Consider the following 19527-nt stretch of genomic DNA (forward strand, 5'->3'; position numbering starts at 1 on the left):
GCTCCTGATTATTTAGCGGAAGAACGGTAAGTCTGAATCAAGTCAATAAAGTGGTCGAACAGCGGCGCAGCATCATGCGGGCCTGGGCTCGCTTCTGGGTGCCCCTGGAAGCTGAACGCTGGCTTATCCGTGCGGTGAATCCCCTGAACCGTGTGGTCAAACAGGGATTTGTGCGTGACGCGCAGCGTGTCAGGCAGATTATCTTCATCCACCGCAAAGCCGTGGTTCTGCGCGGTAATCATCACGCAGTTGTTATCCAGATCTTTTACCGGATGGTTGCCGCCGTGATGACCCAGCTTCATTTTGATGGTCTTCGCACCGCTCGCCAGCGCCAGCAGTTGGTGACCAGGGCAGATACCGAATACCGGAATATCCGTTTCCAGGAAGGTTTTGATCGCGCGAATTGCGTAGTCACACGGCTCAGGGTCGCCTGGGCCGTTAGAAAGGAAAATACCGTCTGGATTCAACTTCAGCACATCTTCAGCCGGTGTCTGTGCCGGAACCACCGTCAGGCGGCAGCCGCGATCCACCAGCATACGCAAAATGTTGCGTTTCACACCGTAGTCATACGCCACAACGTGGTAAGGCAGTTCGCTTTCGTTTTTCGCCGCGGGCAATTCACCTTCCAGCGTCCAGCTTCCCTGTAACCAGCTGTAGCTTTCTGCCGTCGTCACTTCTTTTGCCAGATCCATTCCCTTCAACCCGGGGAAGGCTTTCGCTTTCTCCAACGCGACAGTGGCGTCCGGCGCATCGCCCGCGATGATGCAGCCATTCTGTGCGCCTTTTTCACGCAGCAGACGAGTCAGTTTACGGGTATCAATATCAGCAATGGCGACGATGTTGTTGCGCTTGAGGTATTCAGACAGGCTTTCTTCACTACGGTAGTTGCTGGCAATCAGAGGTAAATCGCGAATAACCAGACCTTGAGCCTGTACAGAGGGAGATTCTTCATCGTTGGCATTGGCGCCGACATTACCGATATGGGGATAAGTGAGAGTGACAATCTGGCGGGAATAGGAAGGATCAGTAAGGATTTCTTGATAACCGGTCATCGACGTATTGAAGACCACTTCCCCCACTGCCGACCCTTCTGCCCCAATGGCCCGACCGTGGAATTGGGTTCCGTCTTCCAGAACCAATAGCGCTGACTTAATCAAAACACCCTCCAAGGAATAAACAATCACGTTATTTGCATATTAATTCAGATTCGAGCCACTAAATCAATGCAAAAACTACCTGTAAGGCCAATTTTTGGCAAATTGGGCGCATTTTAATGATGGTCTTCCTGATTGTCTACCCAAACCGCTTTTTTTCTCTTATTTTTATGCTTTCCGGAATAAATCGCTGCCCACTGACGTAAAAAACCATATCAACTTAGGTAAGTAAACGGTTGCGAGGCAACATCGTTAAAATAAGGATAACAAATCACCAGCAAAGGACATTTCAGGAGTAAAGGGGACGTCTTGCCGCTAAAAAACCGAACAAAATACGAATAAAAACAAGTAAGGAGAAGAAATTAAAACGTAACCAATGAAAATAAAGGTGATTATTAAAATAACCACCTTTATCAGTATGATATGAATTATTTATAAATAATTAAAAACTATAAATCATCCAGAGAAAGCACATCTCTCATATCAAAAAGACCACTTTCTTTCGAACTAATCCAGATAGCCGCTCTTACTGCACCATTGGCAAACGTCATACGGCTGGATGCCTTATGGGTAATCTCAACACGCTCGCCAATATCCGCAAACATCGCCGTATGTTCACCGACAATATCGCCAGCCCGCACGGTCGCAAAACCAATACTTTTCGGATCGCGTTCGCCGGTATGACCTTCACGCGCATACACCGCACAGGATTTCAGATCGCGCCCCAGCGCATCGGCAATCGCTTCGCCCATTGCCAGCGCGGTGCCAGACGGCGCATCCACCTTGTGCCGGTGATGTGCTTCAATGATTTCGATATCAGTATAATCGCCCATGACCTTCGCCGCTTTTTCCAGCAGCTTCAGCATGACATTGACGCCAACGCTGAAGTTCGCTGCAAACACAATCCCGATATCCTGTGCAGCCTGCTTAATCGCCGCCTTCCCTGCGTCATCAAAACCGGTTGTCCCAATAATCATGCCCTTACGGTGCTGACGGCAAAAGGCCAGATGCGCTAATGTGCCTTCCGGGCGAGTGAAATCGATCAAAATATCGAAATCATTCTGCACGACATCCAGGCTTTCATTCACGGTAATACCGCTTTTACCTAACCCGGCGAGTTCACCAGCATCGCTGCCGAGCAGAGACGAACCAGAACGTTCCAGCGCCGCGCCCAATACCACGCCGTCCATTTGCTCGATAGCCTGAATCAGCTGACGCCCCATGCGGCCGCCCGCACCTACAACCGCAATACGGATGGATGAATCCTTCATAATGTCTCTCTCTTTTTGATCCTGACGACATAAAAATAACATCAGGTTAACGGGCACCGCGCACTATCGCCAGCGGATTTACCACCAGATTAGAAAATACTGTTTGAAGCCGCAGAAAATCAGCAAAACTGTCTCACTACTGATAGCAGAATCACGTCTGAAAGCGATGAAACATCGTGAGGCATTTGAAAACATGCAGGGAAGGTCAAAAATAAACCACATGACATAACGCATAAAAATTCATTTTTATGCATTAACATTTTCATGAGTGAATACAGGGGAGAGAAAACAGAGGGGGCATAACAGCGGTAGGGCCGAAGCCCTACCACAGAAACAGCGTTAATCTACCTGTTTGACTTCAACACGTAGCTCTTTTGGCACTTCAAAGACAATGTTTTCTTCACGCCCCTGCATTTCAACGGCAACCTTGCCGCCTAATGCTTTCAGGCGCTGAATCACCTGTTGTACCAGGATATCCGGTGCGGATGCGCCTGCGGTTACCCCAACATGCGAAGCGCCCTCTACCCATGACTCCTGGATATCTTCGGCTGAATCAATCAGATAAGCCGCTTTCCCCGCTCTCTGTGCCAATTCAGCAAGACGGTTAGAGTTTGAGGAATTTTTAGACCCCACAACAAACACGACATCCGCCTTATCCGACAAATGGCGAACGGCTTCCTGACGATTGGTCGTGGCATAGCAGATATCATCTTTACGCGGGCCGACGATCTGCGGAAAACGCTCACGTAACGCATCAATCACCGCATAGGTATCATCAACAGAAAGCGTGGTTTGCGTCATAAAGCACAGGTTGCTTTCGTCTTTTACCTGTAGCTGCCAGACATCCTCGGGGGATTCCACCAGATACATGCCACCATCCGCATTGCTGTACTGACCCATCGTCCCTTCAACTTCAGGGTGTCCGGCATGCCCAATAAGAATCGCTTCTACACCTTTCTTACTGGCTCTGGCCACTTCCATATGTACTTTGGTCACCAGCGGACAGGTGGCATCGAATACCGTCAGGTCACGGCTTTTTGCTTCATTGCGTACCGCTTGCGAAACGCCATGTGCCGAGAAAATCAGAATCGCGCCGTCCGGCACGTCTTCAATCTGCTCAATAAAAATGGCACCACGTTCGCGCAATCCGTTAACCACATAGCGGTTATGTACCACTTCATGACGGACGTAGATCGGCGTACCAAACAGCTCTAACGCGCGTTCCACAATGCTGATAGCACGATCGACACCGGCACAAAAGCCGCGTGGATTAGCCAGCAGGATCTGCATGGGACACCTCCTGTTGTACGGGATCGATATCCAGCACGTCGAGATCGAAGGTAATCGCCTGACCGGATAGAGGGTGATTGAAATCCACAGTGACCGATTCCTCGGTCACATCACGGATAATCCCCGGCATATCATTTCCGGCAACACCACTGAACAGCATGATGGTGCCCACATCCGGCACACCGGTCTGAGCGAAATCACGACGCAGGAAGAATTGGATCAGGTTCGGATTGGTCGGCCCAAAGGCCGACTCCGGCGGCAGCGTAAACTTGCGTTTATCGCCACGCTTCAATCCCAACAGGTTTTGTTCCAGCGCATCAGACAGGCTGCTATCGCCAAGGCGGAACAGCGCTGGTTTGCCGCGCTCACGCGTAGACTCGGCAATGGAGCCATCCTCCAGCGTGAGAATAAAATGCACCAGCAGCGCGCTGTTGTGCTGCACAGTCTCGGACATCAGTGACCCTTTTGCTTAACGGTATCAGTATCATCATGCGTACTGAAAAACCCTTCCAGTACGATGAGCGCTGCTCCAATACAGATGGCGGTATCGGCCAGGTTAAACGTGGCAAAGTGCCAGTCACCGACATAGAAGTCGATGAAATCGACGACAAACCCATGCCATGTCCGATCAAACAGATTGCCCAATGCGCCGCCGATAATCAGCGAATACGCAATGTTATTCAGCCTGTGTTTGACGCTACCGCGATACATCATCACCAGCAGCGCCACCACGATAGCAATCGCGATACCGGCAAAGAACCAGCGTTGCCAGCCGCCTTTATCCGCCAGGAAGCTGAACGCTGCGCCGTAGTTACGGGCGTAATGCAGATTCAGAGAAGGCATTACTGGCACCGTATCCCCCAGCGCAAAGTGGGCAAGGATCCACTGCTTGCTGCCAAGATCGATCACTAAAACCAGTATCGCTAACCAGAGCCAGCGCAGTCCACTCGAACAGATTTTATTCATCAGACAAATTTACGCTCTTCGCCGTTACCACCCACGTTAGTCGCACAGCGACCACACACTTCAGGATGATCGGCATTGCTACCGATATCCGTCTCGTAATGCCAGCAGCGTGGACACTTGTGCCCTTCTGCCTCACTTAAGGCAATTTTCAGTCCGGTGAGTTCCGTTGCCTGCGCGCTATCCGGCGCATTTTCATAACGTTCGACCAGCGCTTTTGACGTCAACAGCGCGAAATGCAGTTCCTGACGCAGCTGGTTCAGCTTGCCCGCCAGATTGGCATCGGCGTACAGCGTGACAGAGGCTTCCAGTGAGCCACCGATGCGCTTGTCGTTACGCGCCTGCTCAATGACTTTGTTCACTTCGCTACGCACTTTCAGGATATCCGCCCAGAACGCATCGTTCATGGTTTCTGCGCTATCCAGCGAGAACAGACCGTCATACCACTCTTCGGTAAACACATATTGCGCACGCTCTCCCGGCAGGTAGCTCCAAATCTCATCTGCCGTGAAGGACATGATCGGTGCCATCCAACGCACCAGCGCTTCTGAGATATGGTATAGCGCAGTCTGGCAACTACGACGTGCAACGCTATCGCTTTTTGCCGTGTACTGACGATCTTTAATGATATCCAGATAGAACGATCCCATCTCGATCGAGCAGAACTGCATCAGGCGTTGTACGACGCGGTGGAAATCATAGCTTTCATACGCTTCGAGGATCTCCTCCTGTGCCGCTTTCGCACAGCCGACCGCCCAGCGATCCAGCACGACCATATCTTCTGGTTTCACCATATGTTGCTGTGGATCGAACCCATTCAGGTTCGCCAGCAGGAAACGCGCGGTGTTCCGGATACGGCGATAGGCATCGGCAGAACGCTTCAGGATCTCATCAGATACGGCGATTTCACCGGAGTAATCCGTTGAACCGATCCACAGACGCAGAATGTCAGCACCCAGCTTATTCATCACGTCCTGCGGACTCACAGTATTCCCGATCGACTTGGACATTTTGCGTCCCTGACCATCAACGGTGAAACCGTGAGTCAGTACCTGACGATAAGGCGCTTTGCCTTTGATCGCCGTTGAGATCATCAGGGAAGACATGAACCAGCCACGATGCTGGTCAGACCCTTCCAGATACATATCCGCCGCATGGCCACCGAACTCAGGGCGAACGTCCACGACAGACGCGTGCGTCGATCCAGAATCGAACCATACGTCCAGCGTGTCCGGCACTTTGACGTAGTTGTCAGCGTCTGCGCCCAGTACATCGGCCGGATCGAGATCCCACCATGCCTGAATGCCGTCGGCTTCAACACGTTTCGCCACCGCTTCAATCAGCTCAGCGGTGCGCGGATGCAGCTCTTCCGTCTCTTTATGAACGAACAACGACATCGGTACGCCCCAGGTACGCTGACGGGAGATACACCAGTCAGGACGGTTGGCGACCATCGCTTCGATACGCGCCTGACCCCAATCCGGGATCCACTGCACGCCTTTTATTTCAGACAACGACTGCTTACGCAGGCCTTTCTGATCCATGCTGACAAACCATTGCGGCGTCGCACGGAAAATGATCGGCGACTTATGACGCCAGCAGCACGGGTAGCTGTGCTGTAATTTCTCTACGTGCAGCAACATGCCTTTTTCACGCAGGATTTCAACGATCAGGTCGTTGGCTTTGAAAACGAATTTGCCGTCCAATTCCGGATACGTGCCGCTCAGGTAGCAACCGTTCGGCCCTACCGGGTTAGCGATTTCCAAATTGTATTTCTGGCTGATCACATAGTCGTCAGGACCGTGACCACCGGCGGTATGCACCGCACCGGTACCCGCATCCAGCGTCACGTGCTCGCCCAGAATGGCGGGGACGTCGAAGTTCAGGAACGGGTGTTTGAAACGCAGCAGCTCAAGATCCGCGCCTTTACAGTCGCCCAGAACGCTCCACTGCGTCACGCCGACGCGCTTCATCACGCTTTCAACCAGATCGGCTGCCAGAATCAGCGCCTGACCGTCAATTTGCACCAGCTGATAATCGAATTCCGCATTCAGTGAGATCGCACGGTTTGCTGGCAGCGTCCACGGCGTCGTCGTCCAGATCACCAGCGAAACAGGGCCCTCTACGCTACTCACACCAAACTTGGCTAATACCGCTGCCACGTCGCTGGCGTTAAACGCCACATCAATGGATGGAGAGGTTTTGTCGTAATATTCGACTTCTGCTTCCGCCAGCGCGGAACCGCAATCCGCACACCAGTGAACTGGCTTCGCGCCCTTGTGCAGGTGACCATTTTCAATGATGCGACCCAGCGCACGAATGATGTTCGCTTCGGTTTTGAAATCCATTGTCAGGTAAGGACGATCCCAATCGCCCAGCACGCCGAGACGAATAAAGTCGGCTTTCTGACCAGCAACCTGCTCTGCCGCATATTTGCGACACTCTGCGCGGAATTCCGCAGCGCTGACTTTCTCGCCCGGCTTACCGACCAGCTGCTCTACTTTCAGCTCAATCGGCAGACCGTGGCAGTCCCAGCCCGGCACATAAGGGGAATCGTAGCCAGACAGGCCTTTCGATTTAACGATAATATCTTTCAGAATCTTGTTAACTGAGTGACCAATATGAATACTGCCATTCGCGTACGGAGGGCCATCGTGCAGAATGAAAGTCTTCTTTCCCTTCTTCGCATTGCGAATAATCCCGTACAGATCCTGCTCATACCAACGTTTCAGCATGTCAGGTTCGCGCTTGGCCAGATCGCCACGCATCGGGAACCCTGTTTCCGGCAAGTTCAGGGTAGTCTTATAGTCACTCATTAGATTCTCGATTTCGTTTCGGCTAGAAAAATTAAACCGGTGTCTTTAACCCGAAGAACGTCCGGGCTGTCACCACATCATCGGCGATTTGCTGTTTTAACGCATCGAGCGAAGCAAAACGCTGTTCATTACGGATCTTTTTACGCAGTACGACTTCAATATGGCGACCATAGAGGTTCATCGCCACGTCCAGCAAATGCACTTCAAGCTGCTGGCGTTGGTCACCGTTTACGGTCGGACGTGTGCCAATATTGGCGACGCCCGGCAGCGGTTTTTGCCCCAGCCCATAAACGCTGACGGCATACACGCCACTGACAGGGGAAACCTGGCGCTTCAGCGGCAAGTTGGCAGTGGGAAACCCGATCGTTCGCCCCAGCGCTTTACCATGTTCCACGCGCCCGGAAATGGAGTAAGGGTGACCCAGCAGGCTTTCCGCCCGTTCGAGCTCATCACGACTCAGCGCTTCTCGCACCGCCGTGCTGCTAACCCGTTTGCCGCCATTACAGAACGAATCGGTGCTGATAACATCAAATCCCGACTCACGTCCAGCCTTCTGTAATAACAGGAAATCTCCCTGACGACCAGCCCCGAAGCGGAAGTCATCCCCCACAACCAGAAACTTCACGCCCAATTTCTTCACCAGCAGAGAAGAAACGAACGTCTCGGCATCATTGGCGGCAAAACGCGCATCGAATCTGACGCACAGCAGATAGTCCACGCCGGCCTGCGCCAGATATTTCACCTTGTCACGCAGACGCGTCAAACGGGCTGGCGCTTTTTCCGCAGCGAAGAGTTCCAGCGGCTGTGGTTCAAAAATCATCACCATCACCGGCAGCCCACGAGCGCGCCCTTCCTGCTTCAGTCGTTCAAGCAGCATTTGGTGTCCGAGGTGCACGCCGTCAAAATTACCAATAGTGAGCACACAGCCGTAATGGTGTGCCCGAAGATTGTGTATACCGCGAATTAGCTGCATGGCTGGCCCAGAACAAAGGGTTAATATTATGGAAATCGGCGGATTATACCTTGTACAGCGAGTAAGGTTAACCCGCGATTCGCGCCTTTTGCAGCCACCCTGTAAATAGTGCCGATATTTGCACGTTTTTTAGCGGAATCCTCGATGAATGACGTCCAGACGCAGAATATCCAGATAGCCGATGCCCTGCACAATCCGACTTTACCGATGGCAGACAGGGTTTTATCACATTCAGGATGAATTTCTGCTGCGAAAGGCTGTATTCCACCGCGTGAAGCTGCTAAAATCCTGCGCCATCACAACGTAACAAGTGTCGACGTACAACGACGCTTATTTGCACAAATCCATTGACAAACGAAGGCTAAACGAGCATATTCCACGGCCTTTGAATTGTCCTCGATTGAATATATTTGGGAGTTGGACCTTGGCTAATATCAAATCAGCTAAGAAACGCGCCGTACAATCTGAGAAGCGCCGTAAGCATAACGCAAGCCGTCGCTCTATGATGCGTACTTTCATCAAGAAAGTATACGCGGCGATCGCGACTGGCGATAAAGAAGCGGCACAGAAAGCGTTTAATGACATGCAACCGATCGTGGATCGTCAGGCTGGTAAAGGCCTGATCCACAAGAACAAAGCTGCACGTCATAAATCCAATCTGGTTGCGCGCATCAACGCCATGCAATAATCACGCACCTGCGTGTTGTTGCTAAGAAAAAACCGGCTCAGGCCGGTTTTTTTGTGTCTGTCGTATCACAGAAGAGCGCCGAAAAATCCGCGTTACACACACGCTGTACCGCCGGATGCTGGATCATTCTGGCCGCAAAGATCGCGTAATACTCGTCCTGAATGTTCTCGATCCTGCCGATCTCGACGATGTCGCCCTGCTGGTAGATTTCATTGGCATACAGCGATGGCGCAACGAAAATGGCGTCATTATTAATGCCGAACGCGGTCATCAGCGCCGCATCATCAAATTCCCCCAAAATGTTCACCTGAATATTCTGCGCAGTAAACCAATTCAGCAGTTTCCGTCCCAGCATAGTTCGCCGTCCTGGAATCAGTAACTTACGCTGTTCAAGGCAGGCAGGAAAAGCGTCTTCGGGCTGAGGACGTTTACAGTAAAAGCTTACGCCACACTCGCCCAACTTGATTGAAAATAGCCCTTCCTGCTGCGTTGAATCTACCGGACAATCCGACAAAATCATATCCAGCTTATGCTGGCTCAACTGCTCCAGCAGCATTTCGTGCGTCGACTCAAAACAGCGCAAATGGATATGCTCCTGTTCCGTCACGACCGTTTCCAGCACCCTGCTCACCAGCCGTTTGGACAATGCATCTGCCACGCCGACATCGAATAACAGGTTCGATTCTTTGCGGTAGTTCACAATATCCAACATTTCCCTGGCTAAGCTGAAACATGCTATCCGCATAGCGAAAAACTAGCTGCCCCAGCTCTGTCGGTTCCAGCCCCCGTCCCTTGCGCTTGAAAAGCTTGCCTTGCAGACGCTCTTCCAGGCATTTGATCTGCCCGGTAATGGTCTGCGGCGTTAAGAACAGCGTCTCTGCCGCACCGGCAACGGAGCCCGACTTATAAACCTGCCAGAAATAATAGAGATGATTAAAATTCAAATGAGACACACCCGCCCCCTCTTCGCGTCTCCGGCATAGCCTCAACCCTTACACGGCTGCACCGCCTTGTCCAGCGCAGGCAACACCCCACGTAGTGCCAGATAGCCAAGCAGCGCCGCCAATCCCGATGCCAGCAAGATTCCCAGCTTGGCATAGGTAATCAATTCCGCATCACCGCCAGAAAAGGCCAGCAGCGTAATGAATATCGACATGGTAAAACCGATGCCACACAGCACGGACACCGCCACAATCTGGCTAAAGCCAACGCCAGCAGGCAAACGCGCGTAGCCCAGCCGAATGGTTAGCCAACTGAACAAGGTAATACCCAGCGGTTTACCGATCAGTAGCCCGGCGGCGATACCCAGACTAAGAGGGGAGAACAGTTTTTCCAGCACAATTCCCTGTAACACAATGCCAGCGTTAGCGAAGGCAAACAGCGGAATAATCAGAAACGCGACCCACGTTTGTAAACCGTGTTCCAGCGTGGTTGCCGGAGACGTTTCCCCGTCGGACGTGCGCAAAGGGATAAAGAATCCGACGATCACCCCAGCCAACGTCGCATGAACGCCACATTTCAGGATGCAGACCCACAGAGCAATCCCCACCAGCAAATAGGCGGATGTTTTCCTGACCTGTTGCCTGTTCAAATAGGCCAGCGCTGCAACCGCCAATACCGCGCCGCCCAGCGCAGGCCAGAAGATCTGCTGCGTATAAAACAGAGCAATGATTAGGATCGCCCCCAGATCGTCAATGATCGCCAGCGCCAGCAAGAAGACTTTTAACCCTGCGGGAACGCGCTTGCCCAATAGCGTCAGCACACCAATGGCGAATGCAATATCTGTCGCAGCGGGAATCGCCCAGCCAGAACGCGTCACTTCATCATTCGCATTGAAAAGCAGAAAGAGCAAGGCGGGAAAAATCATTCCGCCTACCGCCGCCACTAGTGGCAACATCGCCTGTTGACGACTGGCTAGCGAGCCTTCAACCAGTTCTCGTTTCACTTCCAGACCAATCAGCAGGAAGAAAATCGCCATCAGGCCATCATTAATCCACAGCAGCAGATTCTTATTAATTTCCAGTGCGCCAAAGCGCATTTCCACTGGCATCATCAGGAACTGTTGATAACCAGCAGCAGTAACAGACCAATTGGCAAACGCGAGCGCGAAAACCGTTGCCATCATCAGCATGATGCCAGCCGCCGCATCCAATCCGATAAAACGGCGAATCATTGTTATCATTGACTTCATCTCCCATCAGGCGCGAACACCAATACCGTACGTCCGCTTTCTTGCTGGCAAGATTACGCAATATAACTACTCGTTAAAAGCAGATTAAAACTGGCATAAAGATCGTAAAAACCGATCATTTAAGGTGATAACTATTCAGAGGAAGAGATAAAAAACGTCGGGAGCGTTTTTCAACATTGCGCAGCAACGGCCGCAAGGTGGCGGACAAGGATGTCGGTCATAAAAAACCGGCGGGTTTACCCCACCGGTCTTTTGATTACGCATTCACGATAAGCTATTAACGGGTTAAATCGTCGAAGAATTTCTTCACGCCATCGAAAAAGCTTTTCGAACGCGGGCTGTTTCTTTCACCGGACGGGCCGCCGAAACTCTCATCGAGTTCTTGTAGCAGTTGTCTTTGACGTTCGTTCAGATTAACTGGCGTTTCGACCACTACACGGCACAGCAGATCGCCCTGCGCACCGCCACGTACCGATTTCACACCTTTGCCGCGCATACGGAACAGTTTGCCGGTTTGCGTTTCCGCAGGCACTTTCAGCTTCACACGGCCATCCAGCGTCGGGACTTCAATCTCGCCGCCTAATGCAGCCATCGCAAAGTTGATCGGCACTTCGCAGTACAGGTTATTCTCTTCACGCTGGAAGATCGGGTGCGCTTTAACCTGCACCTGAACGTACAAATCTCCTGACGGCGCGCCGTGCTCACCGGCTTCACCTTCACCGGACAAGCGAATACGGTCACCCGTATCCACGCCCGCCGGAATTTTCACCGACAGCGTTTTGCTCTTCTCTACGCGACCATGACCGTGGCATTTGACGCACGGATCTTTAATGATCTTACCGCGCCCATGACAGTGTGGACATGCCTGCTGTACGGTAAAGAAGCCCTGACGCATCTGAACCTGGCCATTACCATGACAGGTTGGACAAGTGATCGGAGAACTACCCAGTTTCGCACCGCTGCCGTGGCACACATCACACTCTTCCAGCGCGGGAATTCGGATCTCTTTGGTGACGCCACGTACCGCTTCTTCCAGCGTCAACTCCATGTTGTAGCGTAAATCGGATCCACGGCTCGCGCGCTGACGGCGGCCACCGCCAAAAATGTCCCCGAACACGTCGCCAAAAATATCACCAAAATCGGCACCGCCGCCGCCAAAACCACCGCCGCCTCCGCCCATACCACCTTGCTCAAACGCCGCATGGCCGTACTGATCGTAGGCGGCGCGTTTTTGCGAGTCGGTAAGGATCTCGTAGGCTTCTTTGATCTCTTTGAACTTGGCTTCTGCCTCGCTATCACCCGGATTGCGATCGGGGTGGTACTTCATTGCCAGACGCTTATAGGCTTTCTTTATCTCGCGCTCATCCGCGCTTTTCGAAACGCCCAGGCTTTCGTAATAATCTTGCTTCGCCATTTCTTTTCCTGCCCTCAACATGCGTGCACGGGCGCAGAGTTTCCTCGACGCCCGTGCTGATTGCCAGCAATAGCCTTGTGGCTGCTACTGCGCCCGCTCAAGGGCGATTACTTTTTATCTTTTACTTCTTCAAACTCAGCATCAACGACATCGTCGTCGCGACGAGCAGAGGCATCATCAGCGGCACCTTCAGGGCCTTGCTGTGGTTGAGACGCTTCCAGCAGCTTGCCGGAAACCTGAACCAGCGCCTGCATTTTCGCTTCAATTTCTGCTTTGTCTTCGCCTTTCAGCGCGCTTTCCAGCGCTTTCAGTGCGTCGTCAATGGCAGCTTTATCGTCAGCGGCCAGTTTATCGCCCGCTTCTTCCAGCTGCTTACGCGTGCTGTGCAACAGGTGATCGCCCTGGTTGCGTACCTGAACCAGCTCTTCAAACTTACGGTCAGCTTCAGCGTTCGCTTCTGCATCGCGTACCATTTTCTGGATTTCTTCTTCGTTCAGACCAGAAGATGCCTTGATGGTGATTTTCTGCTCGCGGCCGCTGTTTTTGTCTTTCGCGGAAACATGCAGGATACCGTCAGCATCGATGTCAAAAGTGACTTCGATCTGCGGCATACCGCGCGGCGCAGGCTGAATACCATCCAGGTTAAACTGACCCAGTGATTTGTTATCGTGCGCACGCTTACGCTCACCCTGCAGAACATGAATCGTTACCGCAGACTGGTTGTCTTCCGCCGTTGAGAACACCTGACTGTGTTTAGTCGGGATGGTGGTGTTCTTGGCAATCAGCGCCGTCATCACGCCGCCCATGGTTTCGATACCCAGAGACAGCGGGGTAACGTCCAGCAGCAGAACGTCTTTCACGTCACCAGACAGAACACCGCCCTGAACCGCAGCACCGATAGCAACGGCTTCATCCGGGTTCACGTCTTTACGCGGCTCTTTACCGAAGAAGTCAGCGACTTTCTTCTGCACCAGAGGCATACGCGTCTGACCACCCACCAGAATCACGTCCTGAATTTCAGAAACGGACAGGCCAGCATCCTGCAACGCCACTTTCAGCGGCTCCAGAGAACGGTTAACCAGCTCTTCTACCAGTGATTCCAGTTTCGCACGAGTCACCTTGATGTTCAGGTGCTTAGGACCCGTCGCATCCGCCGTGATGTACGGCAGGTTAACGTCGGTCTGCTGAGCAGAAGACAGCTCGATCTTGGCTTTTTCTGCCGCTTCTTTCAGACGCTGCATCGCCAGCGGGTCATTGCGCAGGTCGAAACCTTGCTCTTTCTTAAATTCGTCAACCAGATAGTTGATCATGCGGCTATCGAAGTCTTCACCACCCAGGTGGGTATCACCGTTGGTCGCCAGCACTTCAAAGGTTTTTTCGCCATCAACTTCGTCGATTTCGATGATGGAAATATCGAACGTACCGCCGCCCAGATCGTAAACCGCGATAGTACGGTTGCCGACTTCTTTATCCAGACCGTATGCCAATGCTGCCGCTGTCGGTTCGTTGATGATACGTTTGACTTCCAGACCCGCGATACGGCCGGCATCTTTGGTCGCCTGACGCTGTGCATCGTTGAAGTAAGCCGGTACGGTGATAACCGCTTCGGATATCGTCTCACCCAGATAGTCTTCTGCCGTTTTCTTCATTTTTTTCAGCACTTCAGCTGAAATCTGCGGCGGAGCCATTTTCTGATCTTTCACTTCCAGCCATGCATCGCCATTATCTGCCGCGATAATTTTGTACGGCATGATGTTGGCATCGCGCTGAACTTCTTCGTCTTTGAAACGACGACCAATCAGACGCTTGATAGCAAACAGGGTATTTTTCGGGTTGGTCACTGCCTGACGTTTAGCCGGTTGGCCAACCAGAGTTTCGCCATCTTGCGTATAAGCAATAATTGAAGGCGTGGTGCGATCGCCTTCGCTATTTTCCAGTACTTTTACCTGCGTACCGTCCATAATCGCGACACAAGAGTTGGTTGTACCCAGGTCGATACCAATAATCTTACCCATCTAAACATCTCCACTAAAAAGTCATATTCGGTGTGGTGGTTAAACCTACTGTGCGGGCGAAATGTCATTTTTCAACAAGATTTCTCGTTTTCCAACGACACACCCTCGTTTTCATCAGCAGCACACGTTTCATTGTCATGCTAACCACCGATGTAACGGCCCGACACACGCCTTCGCGGCAGGTCAAACTGTTTCGGTTGGAAATAAGATGGGGCCAACATTTCTATCATCAAGGGGGGAAGATGAAAAAAAATGACCTTTATCCCTCGTACGATCAAACTATTCTGCCTTCCCCATGTTGTGTCCATTCCAAACGCCCGATATGATGCCGCGCTCGCCGCAAAAATGGGGACATTTCCCTACACAATGGCGGGCAATAACACCTAAACGACACCTATCCCAACGTGATTGGCGCATTCGCTAGCCTTAATGCTGCGCCCGACGCGAAGGGACTATTAATAATCTGTTATTGCAGAGGATTTATGAGCACGAACACGTTGGCAAATCCTGGTCCATTAGGACTGATGGGCTTCGGGATGACCACTATTCTGTTGAACCTGCACAACGCAGGCTTTTTCCCACTTTCTTCCATCATTCTCAGCATGGGTATTTTCTACGGCGGCATCGCCCAGATTCTGGCCGGTCTGCTGGAGTATAAAAAGGCAATACATTCGGCGTGACCGCGTTTACGTCCTATGGCGCATTCTGGCTGACGCTGGTTGCCATTCTCATGCTGCCGAAAATGGGTCTGGCGGAAGCCAGCGATGCCCAGTTCCTTGGCGTGTTTCTTGGCCTGTGGGGCATCTTCACGCTGTTTATGTTCTTCGGTACATTCGGCACCAACCGCGCACTGCAATTTGTTTTCGGTAGCCTGACCGTACTGTTTGCTCTGCTGGCCGTCGGTAACTTCACCGGCAACCACGCGCTGCTGACCTTCGCGGGTTACGAAGGCATCATCTGTGGCGCAAGCGCAATTTATCTGGCAATGGCTGAAGTGCTGAACGAGAAGTTTGGCCGTAGCGTCCTGCCAATCGGTTCATGTGGCGCGTCCCACTAAGTTCTGATGCAATATAATTTCTGACGCGGTAAGCTCTCGCCGCGTTAAATGCCAACGGGCCCTGTCTATCTGACAGGGCCCGTTTGTTTTTGATGATGACGCGTTTTTAATGACAGTACGTTTTAAGAACGAGACAACACGCTTAAACCTCAACAGGCGAACGATCCCGCGCGTCGCTATCAACCACAGCCTGCAAATCAGCATCCAGATCGCGCTGCAAATACATCCCCAACAGCAGACCTACCGCGGCTAGCGTCAGCACATAAAATGCCGGTGCCAGCGGCGTTGCCTTCATAATCAGCGTGACAAAGACAGGCGTAAGGCCACCGAAAATGGCATAGGAAACGTTGTAGGAAAAAGAAATCCCCGAGAACCGCACCGCAGCCGGAAACGCCCGCACCATAACATACGGCACACCGCCCACCACACCCACGCTGAGCCCTACAATCGCATAGCTGACAAAGAGCAGCGTCGTACTATTTGCTGCCGAGCTGTAGAAGAACCAGCTACAGGCGGCCAGCGACAGGCTACCCACCATAAACAGCTTGCTGGCGCCAACGCGGTCAACCAGCAGCCCCGCACCGACGCAACCCACCATCAACGCAATCGTTGCCAGACAGTTCGCCTGCAGCGCCAGCGCCGCAGGAATACCGTGGACTTTTTGCAGGTAAGTCGGCGCCATCAGAATAACGACGACGATGCACGCAGACAGCAGCCAGGTCAGCAGCATGGAAACCACAACCGCACGTTTATGGTTTAAGACGACAGATTTTAGCGGCAGCTCTTCCGCCAACTTCTTCTGCGCCTGCATTTCCATAAAAATAGGCGTTTCCTGCAACCAGCGGCGCAGATACATGGCAACAAGGCCGAAGACCCCGCCGATGAAGAAGGGGAGCCGCCAGCCGCCGCCCGACATCTGCTCCGGCGTGAGCATCGTATTCAGCAGCGTTGCAATCAACGAGCCCAGCAGAATCCCCATCGTCAGCCCGGCAGTCAGCGTGCCGCAGGCAAATCCAATGCGGGCGCGAGGCACATGCTCCGCAACAAAAACCCACGCACCGGGGACTTCCCCACCGATTGCAGCCCCTTGCAGCACGCGCATCAACAGCAGCAGCAGCGGCGCAGCAATGCCAATGGCTTCATAGGTCGGCAGCAGGCCCATTGCCAGCGTCGGTAGCGCCATCAGCAATATACTGAGGCTGAACATTCTCTTACGTCCGCTCTTATCACCAAAGTGGGCCATGATGATGCCCCCAAGCGGGCGAGCCAGATAGCCTGCGGCGAAAATACCGAACGTCTGTACCTGCCGCAGCCATTCAGGAATATCCGGCGGGAAGAAGAGATCGCCAATCACGGCAGCAAAGAAGACGAAAATAATAAAATCATAAAACTCTAACGCGCCACCCAGCGCAGCCAGAGACAGCGTTTTATAGTCCTGCCGGTTCAACCGGCGGGGATCGGCGTGTTGATCCTGAGTCATAAGATACCGTGCATTGCCAGAGTGAAAAAATCCACCACAGTGTGTAAAGTAGAAATTACTATAGCGGCAAAATTTTTAGACACCAGCAAAGCTGAATCTTATGTTTCAAATCGCCTAACTTTAGTCTTTTATTTCGCGCACGGCATTTTTAGGGCGAAAAGCTGCTACTACATCTGGATTGGTTTCGATGTAGGGGCCTTCCAGCAGTTGGATACAATACGGTACGCTGGCAAAAATACCGGCCACAACCACCTTGCCATCGGTATCTTTTAAACCTTCCAGCGTCTCCTTAATCGACTTAGGCTGCCCCGGCAAGTTAAGAATCAGCGCCTGTTTGCGCAGCACACCCACCTGACGAGAGAGAATCGCGGTAGGCACGAAGCGCAGGCTGATCTGCCGCATTTGCTCGCCAAACCCCGGCATTTCTCGATCGGCAACGGCCAGCGTGGCGTCCGGCGTGACATCACGACGTGCTGGCCCTGTGCCTCCGGTCGTCAACACCAGGTGACAGCCGCGCTCATCAACCAGTTCACACAGCGTTTGTTCAATCATCGGTTGCTCATCAGGCACCAGTCGCGTTTCCACTTCGAAAGGCGTGGTCAGGGCACTACGAAGCCAGGATTCCAGTTCTGGGATGCCTTTATCCTGATAAACCCCGTTGGAAGCGCGGTCAGATACGGAGACCAAACCAATACGCAATACGTTCATAAGCACCTCAGTCTAAATAAAACACCAATTTTATCAGGATATTGAGCGCTTTTAGCAAACAATTAGCTGTTATGAGGAAATTCACACTGCATCTGTTATTTCACGCTGATCGCAATACAGCATTTGATAATAATTATTAAATAGCGTCTCAAAAAATCGAAGCACATGACTTGAATTAATAATACCGTTTCGCAATTAAAATTTAAGAATAGCAGGCGCATAAAAAAGATCGCTTACCCATTAAGAGCGGGTGAAATAAGCCGATAGATTAAAGAGAAAATAATGGCGTCCGCCAAGGCAGAACATCTCGTTAAAGCGAATAATATGATAAAATTAAAGCACTTCTTTCGTATCACAATAAGTAAAAAAAGCCCTATCAAGGAAGTCGCCATGAACGATCTTAAATATAAGATATTAAAGCTATTCTCACACCCCACCTCGGCATTTTTCCTGTTTGGTTCCCTTTCCTTTTTGATCACTATCTTTCTTACGCATGAAGCGAATAAAATTCGTGGAAAGTCGAGCGGCAAAACTTGGACATCACAATAAAGACCTATGAATCCTATAATTCCGGTGGAGAAGTTACGGAGAATGATATCACCCGGAAAACCGGCTCTTACGTATTCGCACGAATGAGAACATGGGTATTTAATACACGTGATGTGCGCAGCGAGTGTATCAATCGTTTGTCGTCATCCGATCTGACATTTAATGATATGGCGATCATCCGCATTTGCCAGAATAAACTGCCATCAATTGGCGAATATGCAGGGAAAGGCACCCTTACTATCATATTTCCTGTGTTATCGCCCACGGATGAATTATTGGGTGTTCGAATTAGAACCACGTCAGAAACGCCCTCTCCTACGTTTTTTTATACACTGACCTCTCTTGGTTCAGCAGCCGTCATTCTCAGCGTTGTACTGCTTTCTGCAATTTTAGGCAGCCTGCTCTCGCTTCTGGCAAAAAAATACCTGATAGAACTGCCTATTATCGCGCGCTATGACGATCTCACCGGCTACTTGCGGCGAGACGCGTTCTTTCTGGCCGCCAATAAAGCCTTTAGTATCGCTAACCTCACCAAACGGCCCGTTAGTGTCATTCTGATCGACATCGACTACTTTAAGCAGGTGAATGACAGCTTCGGTCACAGCGTCGGAGATGAGGCCCTGAAATTTGTTGCCGACACGTTCAAAAAATCATTTCGCCGCGAAGATATTTTTGGCCGTATTGGCGGCGATGAATTTGCCATTGTGTTGCCGAATACCGGATTAGACGATTCATACACCATCGTGGATAAAGCGAGAGCGCGTGTTAGCGAAACACCTTGTGAAACCGCCGCAGGAAAAATCAGGCTGACGGTCAGTATTGGGCTGGTTGAATACCATATCGCTGGAGAAGACCTCAGCGAAGTGATGAAGCGGGCCGATGATAATCTTTATATCGCGAAGAAAACCCGTAACGCGACGGCAAAATAGACTTTCCCCTTCCAAAATACCAATTCACA

General features: G+C 51.7%; 15 protein-coding genes and 2 pseudogenes. 4 read left to right on the forward strand and 13 right to left on the reverse strand.

Annotated elements, in window-relative coordinates:
* Positions 1-8 precede the first annotated feature (8 nt).
* The 7 genes from carA to ribF form a co-directional block, all read right to left on the reverse strand.
* A complete protein-coding gene (carA, locus tag NAL19_RS18220) occupies positions 9-1157 on the reverse strand; it encodes a glutamine-hydrolyzing carbamoyl-phosphate synthase small subunit (RefSeq protein ID WP_263058084.1) in 1149 nt (382 codons plus the stop codon).
* 446 nt (positions 1158-1603) lie between these two features.
* Positions 1604-2425: a 4-hydroxy-tetrahydrodipicolinate reductase gene (gene dapB / locus NAL19_RS18225; protein WP_225085827.1), complete on the reverse strand. Its 822-nt coding sequence runs from the start codon at positions 2423-2425 to the stop codon at positions 1604-1606.
* Between the two features lie 339 nt (positions 2426-2764).
* On the reverse strand, positions 2765-3715 hold the full coding sequence (gene ispH, locus NAL19_RS18230) for a 4-hydroxy-3-methylbut-2-enyl diphosphate reductase (RefSeq protein ID WP_225085828.1): 951 nt from the start codon (positions 3713-3715) through the stop codon (positions 2765-2767).
* Positions 3696-4169, reverse strand: coding sequence for an FKBP-type peptidyl-prolyl cis-trans isomerase (fkpB, locus tag NAL19_RS18235; protein ID WP_225085829.1), 474 nt, complete (start codon positions 4167-4169; stop codon positions 3696-3698). The genes ispH and fkpB overlap by 20 nt, the downstream gene beginning before the upstream one ends.
* Entirely contained in the window at positions 4169-4684 is a 516-nt protein-coding gene (gene lspA, locus NAL19_RS18240; protein WP_155116488.1) for a signal peptidase II, read from the reverse strand. Before lspA ends, fkpB begins: the two co-directional genes overlap by 1 nt.
* Positions 4681-7494: an isoleucine--tRNA ligase gene (gene ileS, locus NAL19_RS18245; RefSeq protein ID WP_263058085.1), complete on the reverse strand. Its 2814-nt coding sequence runs from the start codon at positions 7492-7494 to the stop codon at positions 4681-4683. The genes lspA and ileS overlap by 4 nt, the downstream gene beginning before the upstream one ends.
* A gap of 31 nt (positions 7495-7525) precedes the next feature.
* Positions 7526-8467: a bifunctional riboflavin kinase/FAD synthetase gene (gene ribF / locus NAL19_RS18250; protein WP_263058086.1), complete on the reverse strand. Its 942-nt coding sequence runs from the start codon at positions 8465-8467 to the stop codon at positions 7526-7528.
* Positions 8468-8891: 424 nt separating this feature from the next.
* Here ribF and rpsT point away from each other — a divergent pair, with 424 nt between their 5' ends.
* Positions 8892-9155 (forward strand): 30S ribosomal protein S20, encoded by a 264-nt coding sequence (gene rpsT, locus NAL19_RS18255; RefSeq protein WP_010681770.1) that lies wholly within the window; start codon positions 8892-8894, stop codon positions 9153-9155.
* A gap of 37 nt (positions 9156-9192) precedes the next feature.
* Here the strand turns inward: rpsT and nhaR are convergent.
* The 4 genes and pseudogenes from nhaR to dnaK all read right to left on the reverse strand — a co-directional run bounded on the left by nhaR (position 9193) and on the right by dnaK (position 14775).
* A pseudogene (gene nhaR, locus NAL19_RS18260) lies at positions 9193-10108 on the reverse strand (transcriptional activator NhaR).
* A 32-nt stretch (positions 10109-10140) separates the two neighbouring features.
* Positions 10141-11337: a Na+/H+ antiporter NhaA gene (gene nhaA / locus NAL19_RS18265; RefSeq protein WP_263058087.1), complete on the reverse strand. Its 1197-nt coding sequence runs from the start codon at positions 11335-11337 to the stop codon at positions 10141-10143.
* A gap of 286 nt (positions 11338-11623) precedes the next feature.
* Positions 11624-12760 (reverse strand): molecular chaperone DnaJ, encoded by a 1137-nt coding sequence (gene dnaJ, locus NAL19_RS18270; protein WP_263058088.1) that lies wholly within the window; start codon positions 12758-12760, stop codon positions 11624-11626.
* Positions 12761-12867: 107 nt separating this feature from the next.
* Positions 12868-14775 (reverse strand): molecular chaperone DnaK, encoded by a 1908-nt coding sequence (dnaK, locus tag NAL19_RS18275; RefSeq protein ID WP_263058089.1) that lies wholly within the window; start codon positions 14773-14775, stop codon positions 12868-12870.
* 482 nt (positions 14776-15257) lie between these two features.
* On the opposite strand from dnaK, the pseudogene satP reads away from it, so the two are divergent.
* A pseudogene (gene satP / locus NAL19_RS18280) lies at positions 15258-15832 on the forward strand (acetate uptake transporter).
* Positions 15833-15974: 142 nt separating this feature from the next.
* On the opposite strand, the gene NAL19_RS18285 reads toward satP, so the two are convergent.
* Together NAL19_RS18285 and mog are read right to left on the reverse strand one after the other, a co-directional pair.
* Positions 15975-17312 (reverse strand): MFS transporter, encoded by a 1338-nt coding sequence (locus NAL19_RS18285; RefSeq protein WP_263058090.1) that lies wholly within the window; start codon positions 17310-17312, stop codon positions 15975-15977.
* Positions 17313-17432: 120 nt separating this feature from the next.
* The gene (gene mog, locus NAL19_RS18290; protein ID WP_263058091.1) at positions 17433-18020 is read right to left on the reverse strand and encodes a molybdopterin adenylyltransferase; all 588 of its coding nucleotides are present in this window, start codon (positions 18018-18020) and stop codon (positions 17433-17435) included.
* A gap of 282 nt (positions 18021-18302) precedes the next feature.
* Between mog and NAL19_RS18295 the strand changes: the two genes are divergently transcribed.
* Both NAL19_RS18295 and NAL19_RS18300 read left to right on the forward strand, forming a co-directional pair.
* On the forward strand, positions 18303-18569 hold the full coding sequence (locus tag NAL19_RS18295; protein ID WP_263058092.1) for a hypothetical protein: 267 nt from the start codon (positions 18303-18305) through the stop codon (positions 18567-18569).
* Between the two features lie 275 nt (positions 18570-18844).
* Positions 18845-19498 carry a GGDEF domain-containing protein gene (locus tag NAL19_RS18300; RefSeq protein WP_263058093.1) on the forward strand — a complete coding sequence of 218 codons (654 nt, stop codon included), beginning with the start codon at positions 18845-18847 and terminating at the stop codon, positions 19496-19498.
* The last annotated feature ends 29 nt before the right edge of the window (positions 19499-19527 follow it).

Source organism: Pectobacterium sp. F1-1, from assembly GCF_025643735.1.
In the GTDB taxonomy this organism is placed as follows: Bacteria; Pseudomonadota; Gammaproteobacteria; order Enterobacterales; family Enterobacteriaceae; genus Pectobacterium; species Pectobacterium colocasium.

Coding starts and splice junctions, on each gene's coding strand:
- dapB (WP_225085827.1), bottom strand. CDS start 2,425: ATGAAGGATTCATCCATCCGTATTGCGGTTGTAGGTGCGGGCGGCCGC.
- ispH (WP_225085828.1), bottom strand. CDS start 3,715: ATGCAGATCCTGCTGGCTAATCCACGCGGCTTTTGTGCCGGTGTCGAT.
- fkpB (WP_225085829.1), bottom strand. CDS start 4,169: ATGTCCGAGACTGTGCAGCACAACAGCGCGCTGCTGGTGCATTTTATT.
- ileS (WP_263058085.1), bottom strand. CDS start 7,494: ATGAGTGACTATAAGACTACCCTGAACTTGCCGGAAACAGGGTTCCCG.
- ribF (WP_263058086.1), bottom strand. CDS start 8,467: ATGCAGCTAATTCGCGGTATACACAATCTTCGGGCACACCATTACGGC.
- nhaA (WP_263058087.1), bottom strand. CDS start 11,337: ATGATAACAATGATTCGCCGTTTTATCGGATTGGATGCGGCGGCTGGC.
- dnaJ (WP_263058088.1), bottom strand. CDS start 12,760: ATGGCGAAGCAAGATTATTACGAAAGCCTGGGCGTTTCGAAAAGCGCG.
- dnaK (WP_263058089.1), bottom strand. CDS start 14,775: ATGGGTAAGATTATTGGTATCGACCTGGGTACAACCAACTCTTGTGTC.
- NAL19_RS18285 (WP_263058090.1), bottom strand. CDS start 17,312: ATGACTCAGGATCAACACGCCGATCCCCGCCGGTTGAACCGGCAGGAC.
- mog (WP_263058091.1), bottom strand. CDS start 18,020: ATGAACGTATTGCGTATTGGTTTGGTCTCCGTATCTGACCGCGCTTCC.
- NAL19_RS18295 (WP_263058092.1), top strand. CDS start 18,303: ATGGCGTCCGCCAAGGCAGAACATCTCGTTAAAGCGAATAATATGATA.